Origin of the sequence: Streptococcus parasanguinis (assembly GCF_016648925.1) — a bacterium.
In the GTDB taxonomy this organism is placed as follows: domain Bacteria; phylum Bacillota; class Bacilli; order Lactobacillales; family Streptococcaceae; genus Streptococcus.
In genome coordinates this window covers 31215-56024 of sequence record NZ_JACLQX010000010.1, presented here as the reverse complement: position 1 = coordinate 56024, position 24810 = coordinate 31215, and the positions used below count along the sequence as shown (strand labels likewise).

The 24810-nt window shown below is 44.6% G+C and carries 25 protein-coding genes; 20 read left to right on the top strand and 5 right to left on the bottom strand.

Going from position 1 to position 24810, the window contains the following annotated elements:
* Nucleotides 1–7 precede the first annotated feature (7 nt).
* From H7T97_RS05200 to H7T97_RS05160, 9 genes are all read left to right on the top strand, one after another.
* Complete coding sequence (locus tag H7T97_RS05200; protein WP_003009435.1) at nucleotides 8–487, top strand: V-type ATP synthase subunit K; 480 nt, start codon at nucleotides 8–10, stop codon at nucleotides 485–487.
* Between the two features lie 69 nt (nucleotides 488–556).
* Entirely contained in the window at nucleotides 557–1147 is a 591-nt protein-coding gene (locus H7T97_RS05195; RefSeq protein ID WP_049498129.1) for a V-type ATP synthase subunit E family protein, read from the top strand.
* A gap of 9 nt (nucleotides 1148–1156) precedes the next feature.
* Nucleotides 1157–2176: a V-type ATPase subunit gene (locus H7T97_RS05190; RefSeq protein WP_201089623.1), complete on the top strand. Its 1020-nt coding sequence runs from the start codon at nucleotides 1157–1159 to the stop codon at nucleotides 2174–2176.
* Entirely contained in the window at nucleotides 2157–2477 is a 321-nt protein-coding gene (locus tag H7T97_RS05185) for a V-type ATP synthase subunit F (protein ID WP_201089621.1), read from the top strand. The genes H7T97_RS05190 and H7T97_RS05185 overlap by 20 nt, the downstream gene beginning before the upstream one ends.
* Nucleotides 2474–3178 (top strand): GNAT family N-acetyltransferase, encoded by a 705-nt coding sequence (locus H7T97_RS05180; protein WP_061591037.1) that lies wholly within the window; start codon nucleotides 2474–2476, stop codon nucleotides 3176–3178. Before H7T97_RS05185 ends, H7T97_RS05180 begins: the two co-directional genes overlap by 4 nt.
* A 33-nt stretch (nucleotides 3179–3211) precedes the next feature.
* A complete protein-coding gene (locus H7T97_RS05175; protein ID WP_041826169.1) occupies nucleotides 3212–5002 on the top strand; it encodes a V-type ATP synthase subunit A in 1791 nt (596 codons plus the stop codon).
* A complete protein-coding gene (locus H7T97_RS05170) occupies nucleotides 4989–6374 on the top strand; it encodes a V-type ATP synthase subunit B (RefSeq protein ID WP_003002370.1) in 1386 nt (461 codons plus the stop codon). The genes H7T97_RS05175 and H7T97_RS05170 overlap by 14 nt, the downstream gene beginning before the upstream one ends.
* Before the next feature lie 3 nt (nucleotides 6375–6377).
* Complete coding sequence (locus tag H7T97_RS05165) at nucleotides 6378–7001, top strand: V-type ATP synthase subunit D (RefSeq protein ID WP_003002380.1); 624 nt, start codon at nucleotides 6378–6380, stop codon at nucleotides 6999–7001.
* Between the two features lie 586 nt (nucleotides 7002–7587).
* Entirely contained in the window at nucleotides 7588–8721 is a 1134-nt protein-coding gene (locus tag H7T97_RS05160; protein WP_070586611.1) for a M23 family metallopeptidase, read from the top strand.
* 86 nt (nucleotides 8722–8807) lie between these two features.
* Here the strand turns inward: H7T97_RS05160 and H7T97_RS05155 are convergent, their stop codons facing one another.
* Complete coding sequence (locus H7T97_RS05155; RefSeq protein ID WP_201089619.1) at nucleotides 8808–9977, bottom strand: CynX/NimT family MFS transporter; 1170 nt, start codon at nucleotides 9975–9977, stop codon at nucleotides 8808–8810.
* 417 nt (nucleotides 9978–10394) lie between these two features.
* Nucleotides 10395–11312 carry a helix-turn-helix domain-containing protein gene (locus H7T97_RS05150; protein ID WP_049489195.1) on the bottom strand — a complete coding sequence of 306 codons (918 nt, stop codon included), beginning with the start codon at nucleotides 11310–11312 and terminating at the stop codon, nucleotides 10395–10397.
* Between the two features lie 211 nt (nucleotides 11313–11523).
* Between H7T97_RS05150 and H7T97_RS05145 the strand changes: the two genes are divergently transcribed.
* The 3 genes from H7T97_RS05145 to H7T97_RS05135 all read left to right on the top strand — a co-directional run bounded on the left by H7T97_RS05145 (nucleotide 11524) and on the right by H7T97_RS05135 (nucleotide 13597).
* Nucleotides 11524–12126: a hypothetical protein gene (locus tag H7T97_RS05145; protein WP_049486045.1), complete on the top strand. Its 603-nt coding sequence runs from the start codon at nucleotides 11524–11526 to the stop codon at nucleotides 12124–12126.
* 567 nt (nucleotides 12127–12693) lie between these two features.
* Nucleotides 12694–12975 carry an autorepressor SdpR family transcription factor gene (locus H7T97_RS05140; protein WP_003009465.1) on the top strand — a complete coding sequence of 94 codons (282 nt, stop codon included), beginning with the start codon at nucleotides 12694–12696 and terminating at the stop codon, nucleotides 12973–12975.
* Nucleotides 12962–13597: an SdpI family protein gene (locus tag H7T97_RS05135; RefSeq protein WP_201089617.1), complete on the top strand. Its 636-nt coding sequence runs from the start codon at nucleotides 12962–12964 to the stop codon at nucleotides 13595–13597. The genes H7T97_RS05140 and H7T97_RS05135 overlap by 14 nt, the downstream gene beginning before the upstream one ends.
* A 260-nt stretch (nucleotides 13598–13857) precedes the next feature.
* Here the strand turns inward: H7T97_RS05135 and rpmG are convergent, their stop codons facing one another.
* Together rpmG and rpmF are read right to left on the bottom strand one after the other, a co-directional pair.
* The gene (gene rpmG / locus H7T97_RS05130; RefSeq protein WP_001265622.1) at nucleotides 13858–14007 is read right to left on the bottom strand and encodes a 50S ribosomal protein L33; all 150 of its coding nucleotides are present in this window, start codon (nucleotides 14005–14007) and stop codon (nucleotides 13858–13860) included.
* Nucleotides 14008–14022: 15 nt separating this feature from the next.
* Entirely contained in the window at nucleotides 14023–14205 is a 183-nt protein-coding gene (gene rpmF, locus H7T97_RS05125; RefSeq protein ID WP_003009516.1) for a 50S ribosomal protein L32, read from the bottom strand.
* Nucleotides 14206–14419: 214 nt separating this feature from the next.
* Between rpmF and ilvD the strand changes: the two genes are divergently transcribed.
* Both ilvD and H7T97_RS05115 read left to right on the top strand, forming a co-directional pair.
* Nucleotides 14420–16123 carry a dihydroxy-acid dehydratase gene (gene ilvD / locus H7T97_RS05120; protein WP_003009522.1) on the top strand — a complete coding sequence of 568 codons (1704 nt, stop codon included), beginning with the start codon at nucleotides 14420–14422 and terminating at the stop codon, nucleotides 16121–16123.
* A 589-nt stretch (nucleotides 16124–16712) separates the two neighbouring features.
* Nucleotides 16713–17987, top strand: a complete 1275-nt coding sequence (locus H7T97_RS05115; protein ID WP_070586605.1) for a uracil-xanthine permease family protein — start codon at nucleotides 16713–16715, stop codon at nucleotides 17985–17987.
* Between the two features lie 160 nt (nucleotides 17988–18147).
* Here H7T97_RS05115 and H7T97_RS05110 read toward each other — a convergent pair whose 3' ends face one another.
* Nucleotides 18148–18489, bottom strand: a complete 342-nt coding sequence (locus H7T97_RS05110; protein ID WP_201089615.1) for a metal-sulfur cluster assembly factor — start codon at nucleotides 18487–18489, stop codon at nucleotides 18148–18150.
* 170 nt (nucleotides 18490–18659) lie between these two features.
* Between H7T97_RS05110 and hisS the strand changes: the two genes are divergently transcribed.
* The 6 genes from hisS (at nucleotide 18660) to H7T97_RS05080 (ending at nucleotide 24637) form a co-directional block, all read left to right on the top strand.
* Entirely contained in the window at nucleotides 18660–19943 is a 1284-nt protein-coding gene (gene hisS, locus H7T97_RS05105; protein WP_201087958.1) for a histidine--tRNA ligase, read from the top strand.
* A gap of 180 nt (nucleotides 19944–20123) precedes the next feature.
* Nucleotides 20124–21608 carry a threonine synthase gene (gene thrC / locus H7T97_RS05100; RefSeq protein ID WP_201089613.1) on the top strand — a complete coding sequence of 495 codons (1485 nt, stop codon included), beginning with the start codon at nucleotides 20124–20126 and terminating at the stop codon, nucleotides 21606–21608.
* 50 nt (nucleotides 21609–21658) lie between these two features.
* On the top strand, nucleotides 21659–22936 hold the full coding sequence (locus tag H7T97_RS05095; protein ID WP_201089611.1) for an MATE family efflux transporter: 1278 nt from the start codon (nucleotides 21659–21661) through the stop codon (nucleotides 22934–22936).
* Complete coding sequence (locus H7T97_RS05090) at nucleotides 22933–23562, top strand: HAD-IA family hydrolase (RefSeq protein ID WP_201089609.1); 630 nt, start codon at nucleotides 22933–22935, stop codon at nucleotides 23560–23562. The genes H7T97_RS05095 and H7T97_RS05090 overlap by 4 nt, the downstream gene beginning before the upstream one ends.
* A gap of 268 nt (nucleotides 23563–23830) precedes the next feature.
* The gene (locus H7T97_RS05085; RefSeq protein ID WP_003009542.1) at nucleotides 23831–24259 is read left to right on the top strand and encodes a MarR family winged helix-turn-helix transcriptional regulator; all 429 of its coding nucleotides are present in this window, start codon (nucleotides 23831–23833) and stop codon (nucleotides 24257–24259) included.
* A gap of 15 nt (nucleotides 24260–24274) precedes the next feature.
* Nucleotides 24275–24637 carry a DUF1304 domain-containing protein gene (locus H7T97_RS05080; RefSeq protein ID WP_003009544.1) on the top strand — a complete coding sequence of 121 codons (363 nt, stop codon included), beginning with the start codon at nucleotides 24275–24277 and terminating at the stop codon, nucleotides 24635–24637.
* Nucleotides 24638–24810 lie beyond the last annotated feature (173 nt).

Here is a 24810-nt window from a genome sequence, read left to right as displayed (position 1 = left end):
TATATTCATGGAATCTTTAGCATCATATTTTTCAGCCCATGGGGGCGCCTTCTTTGCAGCATTTGGTGTGGCGATCGCCGTTGCACTTAGTGGAATGGGATCTGCCCTTGGGGTTGGTAAAACGGGTCAAGCAGCAGCAGCGCTCTTGAAAGAACAACCTGAAAAATTTGCCCAAGCCTTGATTTTGCAATTGTTGCCAGGTACACAAGGTTTGTACGGTTTCGTTATCGGGATCTTGATCTGGTTGCAAATTAAGCCAGACATGCCACTTGAAACAGGAGTCGCTTACTTCTTTACAGCTCTTCCAGTTGCGATCGTTGGTTATTTCTCAGCCAAACACCAAGGGAATGTTGCGACAGCAGGGATGCAAATCTTGGCCAAACGCCCTGAAGACATGATGAAAGGGGTTATCCTTGCGGCCATGGTTGAAACCTACGCCATCTTGGCCTTCGTTGTGTCCTTCCTATTGACCCTACGCGTCGGCTAAGAGCTAGCTTTGATGGATTCGCCTTTCGAGGCGAAAAACACAAGACGCATGCAATAGGAGAAAAACGATATGGATGAACAAACCCAATTAAAGGATTCGATCTTGGCCCAAGCCCATGAAAAAGGGCGTAAACTCTTAGAAGAGGCCAAGGAAACCATCCTAAAAGAAGAGACTGCGCAAGAAGAGCGTTTGATTCAAGATAAACTCAATCAACGCTCCGAGCAGCTCAAGCGGATTCAACGTCAATTGCAACGTGAAACCCAACAAATCGAAAATAAAAAACGCCAATCAACCCTTGTCACCAAGCAACGCGTCTTAAAGGATCTCTTTGCAGATGCTTATGAAGCGATGGTGGCTTGGCCCCTTGAAAAGGAAATGCAGTTTGTAGATGCGGTCTTAGATCGCTATCAGGGACAAGTTGTGACCCTGACCTTCGGTGCGGTGAGTGCTAGCAAATTTGATTCAGCAGCTCTCGAGAGATTGAAGCAGACACATCAGAATGTGACAGTTGCAGATGCAACGATCCCAGCTCAAGCAGGATTTGTCTTGTCGGTTGGGAAGATTGATGACAACTATCTCTACCGTGATTTGGTGGATTCCATTTGGGAGCAAGAAAGCTACCAGATGGCAGCCAGCATTTTCACAGATGAAGAGAACTAGGAGGTTGCAATGAGCGAACGGACCTATTCTCAAGTCAATACAGGAATCAGCGTACGTGAGGCTAGTTTTGTCAGTCCCAGTCAATTCGAGCAGTTGCTTGCAAGTCCCTCAAGCGAGAGCCGAGAAGGCTTGCTACAAGGAACACCTTATGCTTTAGACAGCCACGAGATCAAGGATTTATCAGCCCTTGAAGCCCGCCTGATGGCAGCCTTGTTGGCAGAATACCAATGGGCTTTTGAGGTAAGCCCTCAGCCAGACTTGGTTAGCCTGTTTACCTTGAAATACACCTATCATAATCTCAAGGTTTGTCTGAAACACAAGGCAACAGAGCGCAAGTTGGGGCACTTATTGATCCCTATCGGTCCTTATTCTCTCGATGTGCTCGAGCATTTGGTGGCGACCTTTTCTGCGGAGCATTGTCCGGCCTTTATGGCGGAAGAAGTGGCTGCAACCTGGCAAGAATTCCAAGACTATCAGGACTTGCGGGTTCTCGAAATCGGGATGGACTTAGCTTATTTTAAACACCTGAGATACTTAGGGGACAGCCTAGATCATCCGATTCTGAAGCAGTTGGTGGACGTGACCATTGACTTTTACAATGCGATTACAGTTAAGCGGGCCTTGGATCAGCAAAAACCGCATAGCTTTATGCACCAATTACTTTCAGATGAAGGAAGCCTCAGTGCCCATCAGGTGATCGACCTGCTAGAATCCGGTCAGTGGTTGACCTGGTTTTATCAAGTCAATCCGCTGGACTACGATCTCGCCTTAGAGACTTATGAAGAAAAGATGCGCACCGGTCAACTAAAGACCGTAGAGTTGGAGTATTTAGAAAGCTTGGTGAAATTCAGTCTTCTAGACGCTGGCCGTTTTGAAGTCGATGGACCACTCCCTCTTGTCCGTTATCTTTACGGAAAAGAGTTAGAGGTGACCAACCTTCGTTTGGTCATCTCTGGTTTGGACAATGGTTTTCCGCTAGCAGACATCAAAGAAAGGATGAGACCGATTTATGGACAAACTGACCTATAAGATCGCCGTTGTGGGCAATCGGGACGCCATCCTTCCTTTTCGCCTGATTGGCTTTCAAACCTATCCGGTCACGGAGCCACAAGAAGCGATCAATACCCTGCGAAAACTCAGTCGGGAAAACTTCGGGATTATCTACCTGACAGAGGATATTGCTCAGGCCATTCCAGATACAGTGGCTTTTTACGACCAGCAGCTGACACCGGCTCTGATCCTTATCCCGACCCATAGAGGAACTACGGGACTGGGCCAACAGCGGATTCGTGATAATGTCGAAAAAGCAGTAGGACAGGATATTTTATGAGAACAAATGAATTTGGCCAAGCGATTGGCGATGCACTGCCGGATTTTACACCAGGGCGTCTGCCAGCTATTGAGCGGATCGAAGGTCGCTATACCGTGATCGAGCGCCTCTCAAAAGAAAAACATGGAGCAGATCTTTATCAGGTCTACGGGCCGGACTCTCCAGCAGCGATGTGGACCTTTCTGTTCAAAGGCCCTGCCCGCAATGAAGAGGAGTGGGACCATCTATTAGATGATCTCATGACAGCCCAAGGTCGCTTTTACTATGCGATTGTAGACAAAGATTCAGGCAAGGCTTTGGGAACTTTCTCTCTCATGCGGATCGATCAAGCCAACCGGGTGATCGAAGTCGGAGCAGTGACCTACTCACCAGCGCTCCAAAAAACACGCATGGCTACGGAAGCCCAGTATTTGTTAGCGCGCTACGTGTTTGAAGATTTAGGCTACCGCCGCTATGAGTGGAAATGCGATGCCTTAAACCAAGCATCTCGCAAAGCAGCTGAGCGCTTAGGGTTTACCTATGAAGGCTGTTTCCGTCAGGCTGTTGTTTATAAAGGTCGGACCCGTGATACAGACTGGTTGTCCATCATTGACCAAGAATGGCCAGCTATCAAACAGCGGCTAGAAGCTTGGTTGGATCCAAGCAATTTCGATGCCAATGGCCAACAAAAGCAATCTCTAAGAGAGATGGCACAAAAGTAAAACAAAGAAACAAAGGATTCCCAGGAGGAATACATGACTCAAGGAAAAATTATCAAAGTTTCCGGTCCCTTGGTGGTTGCATCAGGGATGCAGGAGGCCAATATTCAAGACATTTGCCGGGTCGGCGATCTTGGTTTGATTGGCGAAATTATTGAGATGCGGCGGGATGAAGCCTCTATCCAAGTATATGAAGAAACATCTGGAGTCGGTCCAGGAGAACCAGTGGTCACAACCGGAGCTCCCCTTTCTGTTGAATTGGGACCAGGCTTGATCTCTCAGATGTTTGACGGGATCCAACGCCCCTTGGAACGCTTCCAAGAAGTGACTGCCAGTGACTTTTTGGTTCGTGGGGTGCAAGTTCCAAATCTAGATCGGGACACCAAATGGGCCTTCGAACCAAGTGTGACTGAAGGGACAGAAGTGGTCGCTGGAGACATCGTCGGTACCGTTCAAGAGACCAATATGGTGGAACACCGCATCATGGTACCCTTTGGTGTCAGTGGACGTGTGACCAAGATCGCAGCAGGTTCTTACACAGTGGAAGAGCCGGTCTATGAGATCGAGCAGGCAGATGGCAGCCTCTTTACTGGTACTTTGATGCAAAAATGGCCGGTTCGTCGAGGCCGTCCTTTTGCACAAAAACTGATTCCAGTAGAGCCTTTGGTCACCGGTCAACGGGTCATCGATACCTTCTTCCCTGTGACAAAAGGTGGAGCTGCAGCTGTTCCTGGTCCTTTCGGAGCTGGGAAAACAGTCGTGCAACACCAGGTGGCCAAGTTTGCCAATGTAGACATCGTAATTTACGTGGGTTGTGGGGAACGTGGAAATGAAATGACGGACGTTCTGAATGAATTTCCAGAATTGATCGATCCAACGACCGGTCAATCCATCATGCAACGGACCGTTCTGATCGCCAACACTTCGAACATGCCGGTAGCGGCGCGGGAAGCTTCCATCTACACAGGGATTACTATTGCCGAATACTTCCGTGATATGGGCTATTCCGTTGCCATCATGGCGGATTCTACTTCTCGTTGGGCAGAAGCTCTCCGTGAAATGTCTGGTCGTCTAGAAGAAATGCCAGGGGATGAAGGCTACCCAGCCTATCTTGGTAGCCGGATTGCCGAATACTACGAGCGTGCAGGTCGGGTCAAGACACTCGGAACCACTGCGCGTGAAGGTTCGATTACCGCTATCGGTGCCGTTTCCCCTCCAGGTGGAGATATTTCAGAGCCCGTAACGCAAAATACCTTGCGAATTGTTAAGGTCTTCTGGGGCTTAGATGCTCAATTGGCGCAACGTCGTCACTTCCCAGCCATCAACTGGTTGAGTTCTTATTCGCTTTACCAAGATGAAGTTGGTCGCTATATCGATTTACATGAACAAATCAGCTGGTCTGAAAAAGTGACCCGCGCTATGAATTTGCTTCAAAAGGAAAGTGAATTGCAAGAAATCGTGCGCTTGGTTGGTCTAGATTCCTTGTCTGAAAAAGACCGCTTGACCATGAATGCGGCCAAGATGATCCGTGAAGACTACCTGCAACAAAATGCCTTTGATGAGGTCGATACCTATACCTCTTTCAGCAAGCAGGTGGCCTTGTTGACCAACATTTTGACCTTTGATCAAGAAAGTCAAAAAGCACTAGAATTGGGAGCTTACTTCACAGAAATCATGGAAGGAACCGTAGCTCTTCGAGACCGTATTGCCCGGAGCAAGTTCATCCATGAGGATCAGTTGGCAACCATTCAAGCCCTGAAAGAAGAAATCGTAGAAACCCTACACCAAATCGTCGCAAAAGGAGGAGTAGACAATGAGCGTGATTAAAGAATACCGTACTGTCAGCGAAGTTGTTGGCCCCTTGATGATTGTCGATCAGGTCGAAGGGGTTCACTACAATGAACTAGTAGAAATCAAGCTTCATGATGGAACGACCCGTCAGGGACAAGTCCTCGAAGTCCAAGAAGATAAGGCCATGGTCCAGCTCTTTGAAGGATCTAGCGGGATCAATTTGGAAAAAGCCAAAGTCCGCTTTACCGGACGTCCCCTAGAACTTCCTGTGTCTGAAGACATGGTCGGACGCATCTTTAACGGAATGGGCAAACCCATCGATGGCGGTCCAGAGATTATCCCAGAGAAGTACTTGGACATTGATGGACAAGCCATCAATCCTGTTTCGCGGGACTATCCAGATGAATTTATCCAGACAGGGATCTCAGCCATTGACCATTTGAATACCTTGGTTCGGGGCCAAAAACTCCCAGTATTCTCAGGTTCTGGTCTTCCTCACAAGGAGTTGGCGGCTCAGATTGCTCGCCAAGCAACGGTTCTTAATTCGGAAGAAAACTTCGCCGTGGTCTTTGCGGCCATGGGAATCACCTTTGAAGAAGCCGAGTTCTTTATGAACGACCTTCGGGAGACAGGTGCGATTGACCGCTCTGTCCTCTTCATCAACCTAGCCAATGACCCAGCTATCGAACGGATTGCCACCCCTCGGATCGCCTTGACAGCTGCCGAATATTTGGCCTATGAAAAAGATATGCACGTCTTGGTTATTATGACCGACATGACCAACTACTGTGAAGCCCTTCGGGAAGTATCTGCTGCCCGCCGGGAAGTTCCAGGTCGTCGGGGCTATCCAGGTTACCTCTATACTAACCTCTCAACCCTCTACGAACGTGCAGGACGCTTGGTTGGAAAGAAAGGATCTGTGACCCAAATTCCGATCCTCTCCATGCCAGAAGATGACATCACCCACCCCATCCCTGACTTGACAGGCTACATCACCGAAGGTCAGATTATTCTGTCCCGTGATCTCTACAATAGTGGTTACCGCCCACCGATCAATGTTCTTCCATCCCTTTCCCGTTTGAAGGACAAGGGTTCTGGTGAAGGCAAGACTCGGGAAGACCATGCGGCGACCATGAACCAGCTCTTTGCGGCTTACGCCCAAGGGAAACAAGCCAAAGAACTAGCTGTAGTGCTTGGAGAGTCTGCCTTGTCAGATACCGACAAGCTCTATGTTAAATTTACAGACCGCTTTGAGCAGGAATACATCAACCAAGGCTTTACCACCAATCGGACGATTGAGGAAAGTTTGGATCTCGGTTGGGAACTCTTATCCATCCTTCCAAGAACAGAGCTTAAACGGATCAAGGATGAGATGATTGACAAGTATCTGCCAAACAAAGAGGATTAGCCTATGGCACGATTAAATGTAAAACCAACTCGGATGGAGCTCAATATTCTCAAAGAGCGCCTCAAGACAGCAACCCGGGGGCACAAGTTGCTCAAGGATAAGCGGGATGAACTCATGCGCCGCTTTATTGAAGCTGTGCGTGAGAATAATCGCCTGCGCCAAAAGGTGGAGGCAGCGCTGGTGGGCAATATGCAAGATTTCGTGATGGCCAAGTCCTTGGAGAGTGACCTCATGGTAGAAGAAATCTTTGCCGTTCCCACTCGAGAAGTGATGCTACACATCGAGGAAGAAAATGTCATGAGTGTGCGCGTGCCCAAGCTCCATGCCCGTATCGATAATCCATACGGAGATGATGAAGGGGACGTGGTTTATAGCTACCTCGCCTCCAACAGTCAAATGGATAGCACGATCCAAGAAATGGGGGATCTACTCCCTGATTTGCTCAAGTTAGCGGAAATCGAAAAAAGCTGCCAACTCATGGCAGATGAAATCGAGAAAACCCGCCGTCGAGTGAACGGACTCGAGTATGCGACCATCCCAGACCTCAAAGAGACTATCTATTATATCGAAATGAAACTCGAAGAAGCCGAACGCGCCAACCTCGTCAGAATCATGAAGGTAAAATAAGATACAAAGCCGTTAAGCAACTCAAAGGAAAATAGGAAATCCAACGACGAAGCGTCCGCTTCTAGTTGGATTTATCTTTTTCCAAAGAGTTGTAGGCGTGTTCAGTTATAAGATACAAAGCCCGTAAAATGCAAAGTGAAAATAGGGAGCAGGACAGAAGCACTGTTGTATAGAATGCTTCGTTGTCCTGCCCCCACAAGGCTGATTAGGATTTTTTCGAGCTCTTAAAGCGAGAGAAAAATCCAATCAGCTACTGTGCCTTTGAAGTTAGTACTATTACAGTTTGCGTTTTTCCCCCAGCTTTTCAGATCGGCCTCAATTACTTAAAAAATACAAGAACCTCATCGAGGAGCCGCTCCTTGATGAGGCTTTTTTTGCGCCCTCGAACTCTTCTTCCAGGACCCTAATTTTATGTTACTAGTTTGTAACAATGTGACAAGAAAGACGAAATGTTACAAGAAAAATACAGTTTTGTTAAATAGCCAAAAAGGCCTTTTATTATTTTTAAATTGTGATAAGATAGTATGGTAGTTAATTTGTCCAAGAAAATCTTGAGCAAAAAAACAAAGAAAAAAGAGGATAAAAGATGAAATTAAAAGTTAATACGAAAGCCTTGATCGCTTCAACAGTAGCTCTTGCAGTGATTCCATTTACAAAAGCCACTGCAGAAACACTTGAAGATTGGGTAGCTCGCTCAGTAGATGAAATCAAACATGATATCCAACAAAGCGGTGAAAACCAACAAACTTATACCATCAAATATGGTGATACATTGAGTTCGATCGCAGAAGCGCTTGGAATCGATGTTCATGTGTTGGCAAACTTAAACAACATCAGCAACATGGATTTGATCTACCCAGGTACTGTATTGAAAACAACAGTAAATGATCAAAAAGAAGTAACTTCAGTTGAAATCCAAACTCCTCAAGCAGGTGCGACAGATGCAACCGTTGCAAGTGCTGACTTGACAACAAACCAAGTGACAGTTGATGACCAAACAGTCGCTGTCAACGATTTGTCTAAACCAGTAAACGAAGATAACAAAGCTGTTCCAGTAGCTCCAGCAGCGGAAACTCAAGAAGCCCCAGCGGAAGCTCCTGTAGTTGAAGTACCAGCAGCAGAAACACCAGCACAACCAGCTGTTCCAGAAACACCAAACTACGGTGCTCCAGCTGTCAATGTTGAAGTACAAAATCAAGAAGCAGCCCCAGCTGCTGCTCCTGAAGCTCCAGCAACTCCTGAAGCTCCAGCTGCTCCTCAATCTGCTCCAGTAGCAGAAGAAGCTCCAGCACAACCAGCAGCAGTAGAAACTGCTGCAGCACCTGAAGTGCAACCAGTAGCATCAACTCCAACAACTGGTAATGCTATTCCAACTGATCCAAATCTTCAACCGCAAGCGGAAGCTTTCCGTCAAGAAATTGCAGCGAAATTCGGTATCACAAACATCGGTGGTTACCGTGAAGGGGATCCAGAAGACCATGGTAAAGGACTTGCAGTGGACGTGATGGTTCCAACAAATTCAGAGCTTGGAGATCAAGTTGCACAGTATGCGATTGATAACATGGACCGTGCAGGTATCTCATATATTATCTGGAAACAACAATTCTACATGCCAGTAAATAACATTTACGGACCAGCTAATACATGGAACCAAATGCCGGACCGTGGTGGAGATACAGCAAACCACAACGACCACGTACATATCTCATTTAACGGATAATAAAACTTTGAACTAGGACAAGTGCCTAGTTCTTTTTTTGTATGCACAAAAAAGGCCGGAAGATGAATCTTCCAGCCAGACGATGATTATAAAATATGATCGACTTTTTCCACCTGATAAAGGGCAATGGCCATGATAATGGTTAAGATCAGGAGCATAAGAATGGCAGGTGTCCAAGAGTGGAAGAGAGATTTGCTGTAGCCGAAGAGGATGGGACCAAAGGCTGCAAAGACGTAGCCTCCTGTTTGGGCAAGACCAGAAAGTTGAGCTGTTTTTTCAGGTGTGCTGGATTTCATGGAGAAAGCGACCATGAGGTAAGGGAAGAGCGAACTAACAGAACTGCCAATTAGGGCATTTAATACCAACCAGTAGAAGAAGTTGCTGGTCGGGATTAAGAGCATGGCTACCCCCAGAATCCCTGCTCCGACAACAATCGCAAGCATCAAGCGTCGATTGCGATCGGATAATCGTGTCGTTAAACTTGGGATCGTCAAGGAGAATGGGAGACTGATCAGGGTGAACACGGAGGCCAGTAGTCCAGATTCAACCTTTGAAAGGCCAGCTTGAACAGCCATGGTCGGAAGCCAGGTCATACTTGTGTAGAAAAGCAGTGACTGCAAGCCTCCGAAAATCATGATAGCCCAGACATATTTATTGGTATACCACTTGCTACTAGATTCTGTAGTGGCCGTCTTTTTTAGATGGTGGTTGTAGCGAAGGTTAGGAATCCAGATGACCAAAGCAAGAGCACACAAGGCTGTCAAGATGTTGACCAAACCTTGCCAAGAAGTGGCTTTGGTGATCGGAACGGCCAAAGAAGAGGCGATCGCTGTGGACATCCCCATAGAAGTGATGTACAAAGTGGTCAGAATGCCTAGTTGACGGGGTCTGTTCGCCTGAATGAGGCTTGGAAGTAGCACATTGAGAAAGGCGATGCCAGCTCCAATCAAGATGGTTCCCAGATAGAGGAAGGGGAGGTTGATAATCCGAATGGCAGATCCGATCGTAATCGCGATCAAAACTAGGAAAAAGAGGCGCTCAATCCCCAACTTTTTAGCAAATTGAATCGCAAAAGGTGAGAAAATGGCAAAGGTGAGAAGTGGCAAGCTAGTCAATAGTCCCAGAGAGCTCACATCCACCTCCAAACCAGCTGCGATGTCAGACAAGACCGTCGGAAGCGTAGTAAATGGTGTTCGTAAAACAATCCCAAGCATAATGATGCCCGGGATGAATAGCATAGAATGTGTTTTTTTCATAAATCCTCCTCAGACAAAAATTCTCTTCATTATAACATAGATGGAGCATAAATTGGAGTATTAGTGCAAATGAAGGGTAAGGAACGTAGTTCTCACTGTCATTCGAACTGCATCAACGTACCTAAGCTCGCTAACGTTCGCTAAAGGAATAAGGAACGTAGTTTTCGCTTCGCTCAAACTGCATCAACGTACCTAAGTTCGTCTACGCCCCTATTGGACTTGACTCACTAAGGTACGTAGAAAAAGCCACCGGTTTTGGTGGCTCTTATAGGGAGATTATTATGAAAAAGTTTAGGATTTTCTATCAAACAAAGTTAGGAGGTCTTTATTTGATGGTTTTATTATAAGGCGGTTTGCTTAAAGAAAACTTAAGAAAAGGCGCTGATTGAAAGAATCGGTCTAAAGTCTGAGACGTCTTTATTCACTGAAGAAATCAATGCCGGTTTTGTTGAGTTCGTTGACCCGTAACATGAATTTTGTCTTGATTTGAACAAGCGGGCTTCCGAAATTTTCAAGTGCAATCAAGCCTTCCAGGGCTTTTAGGACCTGCTTGGCACGGTAGATCCCTTCTTTGTCATTTAAGCCAAGGAGGGCATAGACCTGCATAAATTCTAACTGCATGGAAATACTGGTGTTTAAAATCGGTTTGCGCTTGCGAAGCTGGTTAATTGATTGAAGAAAATTCAGAGCTTCTAGGTAGAGTTCTTTTTTAATAAGATAGTTGGCCAGATTTAACAGCAAAGAGGCCAACGCATTGGCAGAGTAGGCAGAATAACTGCTTTCAAAAAGTTCCAAGGATTCCTTTCGAATCTTAGCGACGACTTCATAGGGCAAGACAGATAAAAGGGCAATGGTGAAGTCTTGCTCAATTTCATTTTGATAGGCAAACGGCACTTCTTGAGCGATTCGTTGAATCGAGACAGGTGCGTCCTCCAGGTGGATTTCTTTTCCCATCGCGTTATTGACATTGATTTCAAGCGAACGCAAATAGAGTTGCCAGAGCTCTTTGTTCTCCTCGGCAACAGGTGATTTTTCGTGCTTTAAGCGCTCAATAATGGACAGAAAATCCATGTTTTCTTGATTGATATGTTTCATCAAAATGGGGCTGAAATTTTGAATAGTTAAGCCAGGATAATGGGACAAAAAGGTGTCCCAATCCACCCCCATAGACAGCAAGAGGCGAGAGAAGGTCTCGATGGTCACTCCTTTTTGAGAACGCTCAAATTGGCTGAGGAACTGAGGAGAGACAATATCTGCAGCGACTTCTTTTAGAGAAAGACCGCGTGCTTCACGAATTTTACGGAATGTTGGACCAAATGGCGAAGATGAGGACATAGGGGAACTTCCTTTCAATTATCATACCATTAGTATACCTCAAAAAAGGCTGGAATTAAACTCAGAGTTTAATTTTTGACAAAAAAACTAGAAATTCTTCGATTTTTAAGAAAAATGAAACTATAGTTTACATGGCCCTTTTTTAGGGAGGGATTTTTGATAAAATAAGGTCAATTCTAGAAGATAAGCTTATAACAAAAGGAGATTTACAATGACGACACAAGAAATTTTACAACTATTAGATGAAAAGCGCGTGCTAACGGCCCCTGCAGCAGTTGCTTGGGATGAAGTTCAACGGCAACAAAACCGATTAAATAAAGCAGCGAAGAGACTCAATGGGCCAATCACGGTCACACTGGCCCTCAATCTTCTTTTCGCCTTTACGATTTTTCTCTTAGAACAAAGTCACCTCATGCACGGTTTTCTACTGATGCTCGGATTGATGGGTGGGTTGATTGCGATCAAATATTTTGTATTTGTAGCCCCAGCCAAGCAAGCTCTTGCCAATGCCCAGGCCCTTTATAACCAGGAAATCAGCCAACCAGCCTACCAACAAGGGATGCAAGGTTTCCCGCAAAAATTTTACAATTACCACGATCTCTTCCGACTGTATAACTTAATTGCAGAAGGACGTGCCTCTACCTTGCCAGAAGCCTACAATCTGCTTGAAATGCAACAATTCCAAGAAACGCAAGTCAATCTGCAAGAAGAAGCCAATGCCCTACAAGCTGATATCGCACGTAGTTCAAGGGTCAGCGCCGTTGCTAATGTAGTCACTGCTTACAATACTTATCGTATCCACAAAGATATGTAATGTCAAAAAGATAAAAGATGAAAAAACCTCCCAAGAGTCATGATCGAAAATCAGAGCTCTCGTGGAGGTTATTTTGTTGTCCTGTAAAAAGTAGTTCCGCAAGGCATCCATGTACTTAAGTTCGCTAACGTATTAAGGACCGTAGTTCTCACTGTCGTTCGAACTGCGTCAACGTACCTAAGCTCACTACCGTTCACTAAGGGAATAAGGAACGTAGTTTTCGCTTCACTCAAACTGCATCAACGTACCTAAACTCGCTGATGCTCGTAAAGGTACGTAGAGAAAAAGCCACCGGTTTTGGTGACTCTTATAGGGAGATTATTATGAAAAAGTTTAGGATTTTCTATCAAACAAAGTTAGGAGGTCTTCATTTGATGGTTTTATTATAAGGCTGATTTCTTAAAGAAAACTTAAGAAAAGACGCTGTTTATAAGAATCGGTCTTAGGTCTGATATTTTTTTACAACAGAAGCTATTTAGATTTTTTTCTAAATAGAGTTGACAAACCCATCCGAAAGTACTAGAATCTATTTAGAAAGATTTCTAAATAGATTAGAGGAGATAGAGAATGAATTTTGCGCAAACATTTAAAGCTTTATCGAATCCGATAAGAAGAAGTATCTTAGAACTGCTAAAGGCGGGGAAATTATCTGCTGGTGATATCGCTGGCCACTTTGATGTAGCAGGAGCGACCATTTCCCATCATTTAAGCCTCCTCAAGCAGGCAGATTTAATTCGAGAGGAAAAAGAGAAGAATTTTATCTACTATGAACTCAATACTTCTGTCTTGGAGGATTTAATGGTCTGGCTCGTTGATTTGAAAGGAGACTCTACTGATGAAAACGAATAAAAAACTATTGCTATTAACTTCTATGGTGATCCTTTTACCCATGCTTTGGGGGTTGATAATTTGGCCACAATTGCCTAACCAAATCCCGATTCATTTCAATTTTGCCGGCCAGGCCAATAACTTCCAATCGAAACCCCTGGTTGTGTTTGGTCTTCCTATTTTCGATCTCATGGTGCATCTGTTTATGATCTTTATGATCGGTCGCGATTCTAAGAATAGCGCTATGAATGAAAAAATGATCAGAGCGATTTACTGGTTGACCCCAATCGTTTCCTTAAGTACCTCCTATCTCATCTATAGCAAGGCGCTAGGATCTACTACCAATCCATCAGTTTTTGTTTCGGTTCTGCTAGGGCTCATCTTTGTAATCATGGGCAATTACATGCCTAAGCTAAAAGTGAATCACACGGTTGGAATCCGTCTGCCTTGGACCTTGCAGAGTGAAGATAACTGGCACAAAACTCATCGCTTGGCAGGGAAATTGTGGGTCCTCGGAGGGTTGATCCTTCTACTTGAAGCAGGACTTCAATTCGCACTTTCTTATGTTTTGGTGCTGGTCATCCTCGCCATTGTGTTTATCCCTATGGTATACTCATATCAATTAAGTCGGAAAAATCGTTAGTATGAAAAAACAACCAGAGAAGAAGCAGTCGTGAACTGTTTCTTTTCCGGTTGTTTTTGCTTGTTCATCACTTTAAATTCAAAATTTTCAGGGAAAGATTTATTTTCGGAAAGTCATAAGTTTCCATGTTCTTTCTATAATGTAGCTAGTATAGTCATTGAAATTTATCCAAAAAAGGTAGTGATTGAACTGAAATGTACTGCATTTGGCAAAAAGAAAAAAGTCGTTGAAATTGATTTTCAACGACTTTTTAAACTCAATTATTTAACTTCTGTAAACACAACGTGTTTGCGAAGTTTTGGTGAGTATTTCTTCAATTGAAGACGGTCTGGAGTGTTACGTTTGTTTTTAGAAGTAAGGTACAAGCGTTCACCAGATTCTTTGTGTTCAAGTGTAATATTTACGCGCATGGTATCTCCCTTCTATTATTCAGCTGATGCAGCTTTAGCGATCTTACGTCCTTTGTAGTATCCTTTAAGTGATACACGGTGTGAACGTGAGTAATCTCCAGTTGCTTCGTCAAAGTTTACAGATGGAGCTGTTACTTTGTAGTGCGTACGACGTTTGTTTTTCTTCGCTTTTGATGTGCGACGTGCAGGTACTGCCATTTCGTTTTTCTCCTTTTAAGATATAAATTCAATTAGGTTTGATTTTCATCAACTGTAACAGTATAACAAAACTTTTTTGTAAAGTAAAGTTACTTGACAAAAAAATTGAAATTTTTGAAAGAAACTTTTCTGTCGTCTGTCTCTTCAAAGTCCTTGCCTATCTTTGTGGCCTCTTTTATGCTATAATGGTAAAAAATGTAACGAGAGGAATGACATGACAGAATTAGACAAACGCCATCGTAGTAGTGTCTACGATAGCATGGTAAAATCTCCCAACCGTGCCATGCTTCGCGCGACGGGAATGACCGATGAAAGCTTTGAAAAACCGATTGTCGGAGTGATTTCGACATGGGCGGAAAATACCCCTTGTAACATCCACCTTCATGATTTTGGAAAATTGGCCAAAGAAGGTGTGAAAGATGCAGGTGCTTGGCCGGTCCAATTTGGCACCATTACGGTTGCGGACGGGATCGCTATGGGGACACCAGGGATGCGCTTCTCCCTAACGTCACGTGATATCATCGCGGACTCTATCGAAGCGGCTATGGGCGGTCACAACGTCGATGCTTTTGTAGCTATCGGGGGCTGTGATAAGAACATGCCTGGTTCTATGATCGCCATTGCCAATATGGATATCCCTGCGATCTTTGCCTATGGTGGTACCATTGCCCCAGGGAATCTTGATGGAAAAGATATCGACCTGGTTTCGGTTTTCGAAGGAATTGGGAAATGGAATCACGGTGATATGACGGCTGAAGAAGTGAAGCAACTGGAATGTAACGCCTGCCCTGGCCCTGGTGGCTGTGGTGGGATGTATACGGCCAACACCATGGCGACAGCGATCGAGGTCCTTGGGATGAGCTTGCCAGGTTCCTCTTCTCACCCTGCTGAATCAGCGGATAAGAAGGCCGATATCGAAGAAGCAGGTCGTGCTGTTGTCAAGATGCTGGAAATGGGACTCAAGCCATCGGACATCTTGACCCGTGAAGCCTTTGAAGATGCGATTACCGTGACCATGGCGCTTGGTGGTTCTACCAATGCCACTCTTCACTTGCTCGCTATTGCTCATGCGGCCAATGTGGATTTGACGCTTGAAGACTTCAACGATTTCCAAGAGCGCGTGCCTCATTTGGCGGACTTGAAACCTTCAGGAAAATACGTCTTCCAAGACCTTTACAATGTCGGTGGTGTGCCTGCCGTCATGAAATATCTTCTTAAGAATGGGTTCCTTCATGGAGATCGCATCACATGTACTGGTAAAACAGTAGCTGAGAACTTGGAAGCCTTCGCTGATTTGACACCGGGTCAAAAAGTCATCATGCCACTTGAAAATCCGAAACGTGCGGATGGTCCATTGATCATCTTGAAAGGGAACTTGGCTCCTGAAGGAGCAGTTGCCAAAGTATCAGGTGTGAAGGTCCGCAACATCACGGGCCCTGCTAAGGTCTTTGACTCTGAAGAAGCTGCCATTGAAGCCGTTCTTTCAGACGAGATCGTGGATGGCGACGTTGTTGTTGTTCGTTTCGTAGGTCCTAAGGGTGGTCCTGGTATGCCGGAAATGCTGTCCTTGTCATCTATGATCGTTGGGAAAGGCCAAGGAGACAAGGTGGCCCTCTTGACAGACGGCCGCTTCTCAGGTGGTACTTATGGTCTCGTTGTCGGTCACATTGCGCCTGAAGCTCAGGTCGGTGGACCAATCGCCTACCTCCACACAGGGGACATGGTAACGGTTGACCAAGATACCAAAGAAATCACCATGCACGTTTCAGACGAAGAGTTAGCGAAACGTAAAGCTGAAACAACCTTGCCACCGCTGTATAGCCGTGGGGTTTTGGGTAAATACGCTCATATCGTGTCTTCAGCATCACGTGGTGCTGTAACCGACTTCTGGAATATGGAACAGTCTGGTAAACAGTAATTACAAGGACGACTTTGTCAAAAGAGAGAGTGGGACAGAAATCGGTAATTCGTTAGAATTCGATTTCGCCGTCCCACCTCCGCACAATTGAGTAGGGCTGTAAAAGCTGATGGAATCAGCGTAGTAGAGCCCACTCAACCACTGCGTCTTGCTCGACAATCCAAAAATAATTGAGAGGCTAGGACTTTTGTCCCAGCCTCTTTTTTGCCTCAAAGTCGCTATTTTTAACCCTGTCGCTGAAGCGTATGAATATTACTTTTTGGGGGATTTGAGTGTATTATCTGTTATTTTTCTTGTAAATCCGTCTATAATTTGCTATAATTGTGACTAATCGAATCAATCCTTTAATACTGTCCAGAGAGGCAGGCAAGGAGCTATGGAAATGAAAGGCCTGGGAAGACCAGCCTATATTTTGTGTATCTCCTTGTTGTGGGGGATTTTTTTGTATAGTTGAAAAGTGGTTTGATGAAAAAGAGAAATCGTCGATGATGGAAGCAGGGAGTCCATCCTTACGATTTGGTCATCGAAGGTAGACGTTTTTGTTCAGCCATAGCTTGTCGCATCTTAATTTTAGGAGGTTTTTACGATCGTGAATGACGTTAAATATGATGTGAATGATATGCCAAAACCTGGTTTATTGGTTGGTTTATCTTTCCAGCATTTGTTTGCCATGTTTGGGGCGACAGTGCTGGTGCCGATTTTGGTTGGGATTGATCCTGCCATTGCTTTGTTCTCATCTGGTTTGGGGACCTTGGCTCACTTAACCGTGACCAAGTATAAGATTCCTGCTTATATGGGGTCTAGTTTTGCTTATATTGCTGCTATGCAGATGCTGATGAAGTCAGATGGAATCGCAGCAGTTGCGCAAGGTGCTATGGCGGGTGGCTTGGTCTACTTGTTTGTAGCTCTGATTGTTAAGCATGCGGGTAAAGATTGGATTAATAAGGTCCTTCCACCAATCGTGGTTGGTCCCATTATCATGGTAATTGGTTTGAGTCTTGCGGCGAATGCAGTCACTGATGCGACAACCTTAAATAAAAGCTATAGTGGTTATGCTCTATTGATTTCGATGGTGACCCTCTTTGCGGTTATCCTCTTTAACATGTATGGCAAGAAGATTGTCGGTGTCGTCCCAATTTTACTTGGATTAATTGTGGGCTATATTTTCTCATTGGCTCTTGGTTTGCTGACAGGACATAGTTTTGTCAATTTCTCAGAGGTAAGTGCGGCGCATTGGATTCAAGTCCCAAACTTTGACATTCCATTTGTGGATTATAGCTTTAAGCTCTATCCAAGTGCGATTTTGACCATGGCTCCGATTGCCTTTGTGACCATGACGGAACATTTTGGCCACCTCATGGTTTTAAACAGTTTGACTGAGCGTGATTACTTCAAGGATCCAGGGCTTGATCATACGCTTACTGGTGATGGCTTGGCACAGATTATTGCTGGATTCTTTGGAGCTCCTCCAGTAACTTCTTATGGGGAAAACATTGGGGTGATGGCCCTTAGTAAGGTCTACTCAGTTTACGTTATTTCAGGCGCAGCAGTGATTGCGGTTGTCATGAGCTTTATTGGGAAGCTATCAGCACTCTTGCACTCTATTCCAACTCCTGTATTGGGAGGTTTGTCTATTGCCCTCTTTGGGGTTATCGCTGCTAGCGGTTTGAAAATTTTAGTTGAACATAAGATTGATTTTGATAATAAAAAGAATCTCTTGATTGCAAGTGTTATTTTGGTATCAGGGATCGGTGGTTTGATGATTGACCTTGGTGGTCTTCAAATTACAGGTGTGGCAACTTCAACCATTCTAGGAATCGTGTTGTACCAAATCCTTCCTGAACCAAAAGCTGATGAGGCTTAGTCCATTCTGGTAGTGAAAAAGTTTGAATGGATTTAAACATTATAAAAAACGAGGAACAAACTCTGATGGCAGAGTTTGTTCCTCGTTTTTTTATTATGGATCGATTTCCAAAGAGGCCTTCCTTTATTAGTTGACTGCGTTTATTAAATGGTAATGATTGTTATCGTGGTGGAAGACCAAGGGCGATGCGCCCGTATCGGCTGATTCGTGTAATTTTCCAAGCGGGTGACCAAGTCACTTCAACCTTGACATCTTCGATCCCATCGATTTCCTTGAGGCGCGAAACGATTTCGATCGGAAGGCTCTCAGCACAGCTACAAGCCGTATCAGTAAAGGTCATAACCACCTTGCAAGTACCGGATTCATCTAGATGGATCTCGTAGATCAGTCCAAGATTATAAACATCTAACTCAACATCGGTATCAAATACAAGCTCCAATTTTTCGATTAATGACTTCTCTAGGGCCAGGGCGCGGTCATTGATTTTGATATCCTCTCTCATCGCAAGATCCTTTCAGTGTAGTATGGCTTCCATTTTCTCATAATTCGGCTGATAAGGCAAGAAGAGAAAGAGGTTTTGAACGTGTTGAACGAAGGAAATTCGGTCCAGCCTCCATTTCTCTTCGAATTTGTGGTAAAATAGAGGCAAAAGTAAGACAAAGGATGAAGGCTATGAAATTACAAAAACCAAAAGGGACCCAGGATATCCTTCCTGGCGATTCAGCGAAATGGCAATATGTAGAAGGCTTTGCACGCAAGGTCTTTGCGCGATACAATTATGATGAAATCCGCACACCGATCTTCGAACATTATGAAGTCATCAGCCGTTCAGTAGGGGATACGACGGATATCGTTACCAAAGAAATGTATGACTTCTATGACAAGGGAGACCGTCATATCACGCTTCGTCCAGAAGGAACAGCTCCTGTTGTCCGCTCCTATGTAGAAAATAAACTCTTTGCGCCTGAGGTACAAAAACCAAGTAAGTTCTATTACATAGGCCCAATGTTCCGCTATGAACGTCCTCAAGCAGGTCGTTTGCGTCAATTCCACCAAATTGGGGTAGAATGCTTTGGATCGAGCAATCCTGCAACGGATGTCGAAACCATTGCCATGGCAGCGCAATTCCTGAAAGAACTAGGGATTGATAATGTGACCTTGCACTTGAACACCTTGGGAAGCCCTGCTAGTCGTCAGGCTTATCGTCAAGCCTTGATTGATTACCTCTTGCCAATGAAGGATCAATTGTCTAAGGACAGCCAACGTCGCTTAGAAGAAAATCCGCTTCGTGTCTTGGATTCAAAAGAAAAAGAAGACAAGGCCGCGGTTGAACAGGCTCCTTCCATCCTAGACTATCTTGATGAAGAAAGCCAAGCGCATTTTGATGCGGTTCGTCGGATGTTAGAAGACTTAGGTGTAGCCTATGTCATCGATACCAATATGGTGCGTGGCTTGGATTACTACAACCACACGATTTTTGAGTTCATTACAGAAATTGAAGGCAATGAATTGACAGTCTGTGCGGGTGGTCGCTATGATGGTTTGGTTGAATACTTCGGTGGCCCTGCGACAGCTGGTTTTGGATTTGGTATCGGTGTGGAACGGATCCTTCTCGTTCTTGAAAAGAAAGGCATTGAATTACCGATCGAAACAGGCCTAGATGCCTATATCGCTGTCCTAGGAGATGAGGTCAATGAAGCAGCGCTTAGCTTGGTTCAAGCCCTTCGAATCCAAGGCTTCAAGGCAGAACGTGATTACCTTGGACGCAAGCTCAAGGCACAATTTAAGTCAGCAGATGTCTTTGCGGCCAAAGCCTTGATTACCTTAGGAAGTAGTGAAGTTGAGAGCGGTCAAGTTACTGTGAAAAACAACCAAACTCGTCAAGAAGTAACGGTAGCTCTTGAAAAATTGAAGAAAGACTTCCCATCTGTTTTAGCAGAGTTGGGATTAGCTTGATCAAGTCTTGCAGACACCTGAAAAACAGATTCGCATGGGAGTAGGAGCAAAGTCGTTGCGCCTGCTCTCTTTTATCTAGCTTCTGTTTGCCGACCTTTGCCAAGATTTGGTGAAAAGCCGTTAAATTTTCTGACATTTATGATATAATGAGAAGACTACTAGTAAAGGAATGAAACAGTCATGACATTAGTTTATCAATCAACACGAGATGAAAATAATACTGTAACAGCTAGTCAAGCCATCCTTCAAGGATTGGCGACAGATGGCGGTTTGTTTACTCCAGTCTCTTATCCTCAAGTAGAGCTGGATTTTGATACCCTCAAAGACGCTTCTTACCAAGAAGTGGCCAAGCTTGTTTTGTCAGCCTTTTTGGACGACTTTACAGCAGAAGAGTTGGACTACTGTATTTCTCATGCTTATGACAGCAAGTTTGATACCCCAGCTATTGCTCCGCTTGTCAAACTCGATGGTCAATACAACTTGGAACTCTTCCACGGTTCCACCATTGCCTTTAAAGACATGGCTTTGTCGATCTTGCCTTACTTTATGACAACAGCAGCTAAAAAGCACGGCTTGGAAAATAAAATTGTCATCTTGACGGCGACTTCTGGAGATACAGGAAAAGCTGCTATGGCAGGTTTTGCTGACGTCCCAGGAACAGAGATCATTGTCTTTTATCCAAAAGATGGTGTCAGCAAGGTGCAAGAATTGCAAATGACGACTCAAACTGGGGACAATACCCATGTCATTGCGATCGATGGAAACTTTGACGATGCCCAAACCAATGTCAAACACATGTTCAATGATGTGGCGCTCCGTGAAAAATTAGCAGCCAACAAGATGCAATTCTCATCAGCCAACTCTATGAACATTGGCCGTTTGGTGCCTCAGGTTGTCTATTACGTATACGCCTATGCGCAATTGGTCAAGACAGGCCAAATCACAGCGGGAGAAAAAGTCAATTTCACTGTTCCAACAGGAAACTTTGGAAATATCTTGGCAGCTTTCTATGCCAAACAAATCGGTCTTCCAGTTGGAAAATTGATCTGTGCGTCAAATGAAAACAATGTCTTGACAGACTTCTTCAAAACACATGTCTATGATAAGAAACGTGAGTTCAAGGTGACCACCAGCCCATCAATGGATATCCTGGTCTCTTCAAACTTGGAACGCTTGATTTTCCACTTGGTAGGCAATGATGCCACAAAGACCAAAGAGTTGATGGAAAGCCTCGTTGCAACAGGTCAGTACCAGTTGTCCAACTTTGATGCAGACATCTTAGATTTGTTTGCGGCTGCATACGCAGATGAAGCAGAAACTGCTGCAGAGATCAAGCGGGTCTATGAAGCGTCTGATTACATCGAAGACCCTCATACAGCCGTAGCATCAGCCGTTTATCAAAAATACCGGAGCCAAACAGGGGATACTGCTAAAACAGTCATTGCCTCTACAGCAAGTCCTTATAAATTCCCAGTTGTGGCAGTAGAAGCGGTGACGGGCGAGACAGGTCTAGGCGATTTCGAAGCCTTGGCTAAATTACACACACTCTCAGGTGTTCCTGTGCCACCGGCTGTAGACGGCCTTGAAACTGCACCAGTTCGCCATCGTACAAGCGTGGCAGCCAAAGACATGCAAGCAGCCGTAGAAGACTACTTGGGACTTTAATTCTCTGTATTAGAAAGATCAAAAGAGCCGTTTGGCTCTTTTATATACTCATGAATTCATACAAAAAAATCTTAAACATCGCCCTTCCTGCCATGGGTGAAAATTTCTTACAAATGCTGATGGGCATGGTGGACTCTTATTTAGTGGCTTACCTGGGCTTGATTGCCATTTCAGGTGTTTCCGTCGCAGGGAATATCATCACCATTTATCAAGCCATCTTTTTGGCACTGGGTGCGGCAGTTGCCAGTGTTATGTCCAAAAGCTTGGGTGAAAAAAATCAAGACAATATTGCCTACCATGCGACAGAGTCACTGAAGGTGACCTTGTTGTTGAGTGCTCTCTTAGGAGGGGCTTCGCTGTTATTTGGACGCCAGATGATTTCGCTGTTGGGGACTGAAGCTGCAGTAGCCGAAAGTGGGGGGATTTACCTTTCCTTGGTTGGCGGGACCATAGTTCTCTTAGGATTGATGACGACCTTGGGCTCCTTGGTTCGGGTGGCCAACAATCCACGTATTCCTATGTATGTGAGCCTGTTGACCAATCTATTAAACGCTCTGTTCTCCTCTGTGGCCATTTTCCTTTTTGGCTGGGGCATTGTCGGCGCGGCTTTGGGGACAGTGCTGGCCCGTCTGGTGGGGGTCATCCTCTTGTGGCAAAAGGTCCAGCTACCTTTTGCCCCCCTTGGTTGGGGATTGGATCGTAAGCTCTTGAACTTAGCGCTTCCAGCTGCCGGGGAGCGGCTGATGATGCGAGCTGGAGATGTGGTGATCATTGCGATCGTGGTTGCTTTTGGGACCGAGGCAGTCGCAGGAAATGCTATTGGAGAGACCCTGACCCAGTTTAATTATATGCCTGTATTTGGGGTGGCCACAGCGACGGTTATGCTCGTAGCACGGAGCCTGGGTGAAGGTGATCTTGAGCAGATTGATCGCCTTCGAAAGCAGTCTTACTGCTTGTCCTTCGTGTTCATGTTACCCATTGCCTTGGGAATCTTTTTCGGTGGCACCCTTCTGACCCATCTCTACACACAAGATACAAAAGCAGTAGAAGCTAGTTTATCGGTTGTACTCTTTTCTTTGTTGGGAACGCCGTTTACAGCAGGAACGGTCATCTATACAGCCGTTTGGCAAGGCTTGGGAAATGGGAAACTTCCATTTTATGCAACGACGATTGGCATGTGGGTCATTCGAATTGGAGCCGGTTATCTGCTTGGAGTAACCCTTGGCTTTGGCCTTCCAGGGGTCTGGACTGGGACCTTGCTCGACAATGGCTTTCGTTGGCTATTTTTGAGTCAGCTATATAGACGAAAAGTAGGAGAGAAAAAATGACAAAACGAGCCTTTATTTGGGATTTGGATGGGACCTTGCTGGATTCCTATGATGCTATTTTAGCAGGTCTTGAGGAGACCTATGCAACTTATCAGCTTCCGTTTGACCGAGCGAGCATTAAAGATTACATCTTGAAGCATTCGGTTCAAGATCTTTTAGTAGCCGTGGCGGAGGAGTATCATCTGGATGTGACGGACTTAAATCATCGCCGAGCAGAAAGTCTAGCAGAGAAAAATGCCCAGGTCCTTCTGATGGAGGGGGCGCGTGATGTCCTGTCCTGGGGGAAGGATGCTGGGATCGAGCAGTTTGTCTATACCCATAAGGGAGAGAATGCCTTTGTCATCCTGCGGGACTTGGGTTTGGAAGCTTTTTTTACAGAAATTTTGACCAGTCAAAGTGGTTTTGCTCGCAAGCCTGACCCGGAAGCTGCCGTGTATCTGATGGATAAGTACAGGTTGGAGCCAGAAAATACCTACTATATAGGGGATAGGAGCCTGGATATTGACTTTGCAAGAAATAGCCGGATTCAGAGTATCAATTTCTTGATGTCTGACTATGAAGGTAATCATCAGATGGAAAGTTTATTAGATATTCCAGCTATTTTAAACGTTGAAAAGAATCTGTAAAGAATTTGTTTTCATTTTGAAATAAAGTCGTAAGCTTTCTTTAAGAAATGTCCGCTATAATAGAACCATAAACAAAGACCTCCTAACTTTGTTTAGAAAAATCCTAAAACTTTTCTTTTTCATAATAATCTCCCTAAGAGTCGCCAAATCAGGCGGCTTTTTTTGTGCGAAAAAACAGTACAAGCTCTTTTCCTTGCCAGGATAAAAGAAAAAGTTTATAATTGACTTATCAATTATTGATTTATCAAAAATAATACGGAGAAGGAATATGGCAGAAATAAATGATTTGCTCTACCAACTACGTTTGGCAGATCAATCAACTACGCAACTCTTTGAAAAGCGCCTAGGGATTAGCTTAACGCGTTACCAAATCTTGCAGGATTTGTTAGAACAAGCGCCTTGCAATCAGATCGCGGTTCAGGAGCGCTTGCAGATTGATCCAGCGGCTTTAACCCGGCATTTCAAAATATTAGAAAAGGAAGGATTTGTCCATCGGAGTCGAAATCCAAAGAACCAGCGGGAAATCTTAATTCATTTGACGGATACGGCCTATAATCGTTTGGTCAAACATCCCCCTCGCCATCATGTAGCGGTGAAAGAACAGATGAGTCGGATTTTGACTGCTCAAGAACAAGAGCAATTTTCTTACCTGCTGGACAAATTAGTATCTGGCATTGAACAAATAACAGTTGAATAAAAAGGAGAATCTACGATGTCATTACTGACGATTATTTTAGCAAGTCTTGCTGCACTGGAGCATTTATATATTTTTTATTTGGAGAGCATCAGAACCACATCTGATACCACAAGTCGGGTTTTCAACATGGATAAAGAAGAACTCGCTCGCCCATCTGTGACCTCTTTATTTAAGAATCAAGGGATATACAATGCCTTGATTGGTGTGTTTCTCTTGTATGGATTGTTTGTTTCTAAAAATAGTGAAGTTGTTACAATTTTTGTGCTTTTTATTATTGGAGCTGCGGCCTACGGTGCGATGACAGCCAATAAAAAGATTATCTTGACCCAAGGTGGTCCTGCAATTTTAGCTTTATTGAGTATCCTATTGTTGGGATAAAAAGGACGGGCCGCTAGGGCTCTTTGAGCTGATTTTATTAAATAAGTGTAGAAAAAAGTATAAAAAAAGACTAAAAATTTTATTGACTTTCTAAGAAAAAGGGTTATAATGGTAGCAACAGAAAAGTAATGAGTCAGCTATTTTCAGGGAGCTTGTGGGAATTGTGAACAAGC

Bases quoted from the DNA above. Each gene is read 5' to 3' on its own strand.
- H7T97_RS05200 (WP_003009435.1), top strand. From the start codon at position 8: ATGGAATCTTTAGCATCATATTTTTCAGCCCATGGGGGCGCCTTCTTT.
- H7T97_RS05140 (WP_003009465.1), top strand. From the start codon at position 12,694: ATGAATTTTGCGCAAACATTTAAAGCTTTATCGAATCCGATAAGAAGA.
- hisS (WP_201087958.1), top strand. From the start codon at position 18,660: ATGAAATTACAAAAACCAAAAGGGACCCAGGATATCCTTCCTGGCGAT.
- H7T97_RS05090 (WP_201089609.1), top strand. From the start codon at position 22,933: ATGACAAAACGAGCCTTTATTTGGGATTTGGATGGGACCTTGCTGGAT.
- H7T97_RS05080 (WP_003009544.1), top strand. From the start codon at position 24,275: ATGTCATTACTGACGATTATTTTAGCAAGTCTTGCTGCACTGGAGCAT.
- H7T97_RS05165 (WP_003002380.1), top strand. From the start codon at position 6,378: ATGGCACGATTAAATGTAAAACCAACTCGGATGGAGCTCAATATTCTC.
- ilvD (WP_003009522.1), top strand. From the start codon at position 14,420: ATGACAGAATTAGACAAACGCCATCGTAGTAGTGTCTACGATAGCATG.
- H7T97_RS05085 (WP_003009542.1), top strand. From the start codon at position 23,831: ATGGCAGAAATAAATGATTTGCTCTACCAACTACGTTTGGCAGATCAA.
- thrC (WP_201089613.1), top strand. From the start codon at position 20,124: ATGACATTAGTTTATCAATCAACACGAGATGAAAATAATACTGTAACA.
- H7T97_RS05160 (WP_070586611.1), top strand. From the start codon at position 7,588: ATGAAATTAAAAGTTAATACGAAAGCCTTGATCGCTTCAACAGTAGCT.
- H7T97_RS05145 (WP_049486045.1), top strand. From the start codon at position 11,524: ATGACGACACAAGAAATTTTACAACTATTAGATGAAAAGCGCGTGCTA.
- H7T97_RS05135 (WP_201089617.1), top strand. From the start codon at position 12,962: ATGAAAACGAATAAAAAACTATTGCTATTAACTTCTATGGTGATCCTT.
- H7T97_RS05175 (WP_041826169.1), top strand. From the start codon at position 3,212: ATGACTCAAGGAAAAATTATCAAAGTTTCCGGTCCCTTGGTGGTTGCA.
- H7T97_RS05180 (WP_061591037.1), top strand. From the start codon at position 2,474: ATGAGAACAAATGAATTTGGCCAAGCGATTGGCGATGCACTGCCGGAT.
- H7T97_RS05170 (WP_003002370.1), top strand. From the start codon at position 4,989: ATGAGCGTGATTAAAGAATACCGTACTGTCAGCGAAGTTGTTGGCCCC.
- H7T97_RS05095 (WP_201089611.1), top strand. From the start codon at position 21,659: ATGAATTCATACAAAAAAATCTTAAACATCGCCCTTCCTGCCATGGGT.
- H7T97_RS05155 (WP_201089619.1), bottom strand. From the start codon at position 9,977: ATGAAAAAAACACATTCTATGCTATTCATCCCGGGCATCATTATGCTT.
- rpmF (WP_003009516.1), bottom strand. From the start codon at position 14,205: ATGGCAGTACCTGCACGTCGCACATCAAAAGCGAAGAAAAACAAACGT.
- H7T97_RS05110 (WP_201089615.1), bottom strand. From the start codon at position 18,489: ATGAGAGAGGATATCAAAATCAATGACCGCGCCCTGGCCCTAGAGAAG.
- rpmG (WP_001265622.1), bottom strand. From the start codon at position 14,007: ATGCGCGTAAATATTACACTTGAACACAAAGAATCTGGTGAACGCTTG.
- H7T97_RS05195 (WP_049498129.1), top strand. From the start codon at position 557: ATGGATGAACAAACCCAATTAAAGGATTCGATCTTGGCCCAAGCCCAT.
- H7T97_RS05190 (WP_201089623.1), top strand. From the start codon at position 1,157: ATGAGCGAACGGACCTATTCTCAAGTCAATACAGGAATCAGCGTACGT.
- H7T97_RS05185 (WP_201089621.1), top strand. From the start codon at position 2,157: ATGGACAAACTGACCTATAAGATCGCCGTTGTGGGCAATCGGGACGCC.
- H7T97_RS05150 (WP_049489195.1), bottom strand. From the start codon at position 11,312: ATGTCCTCATCTTCGCCATTTGGTCCAACATTCCGTAAAATTCGTGAA.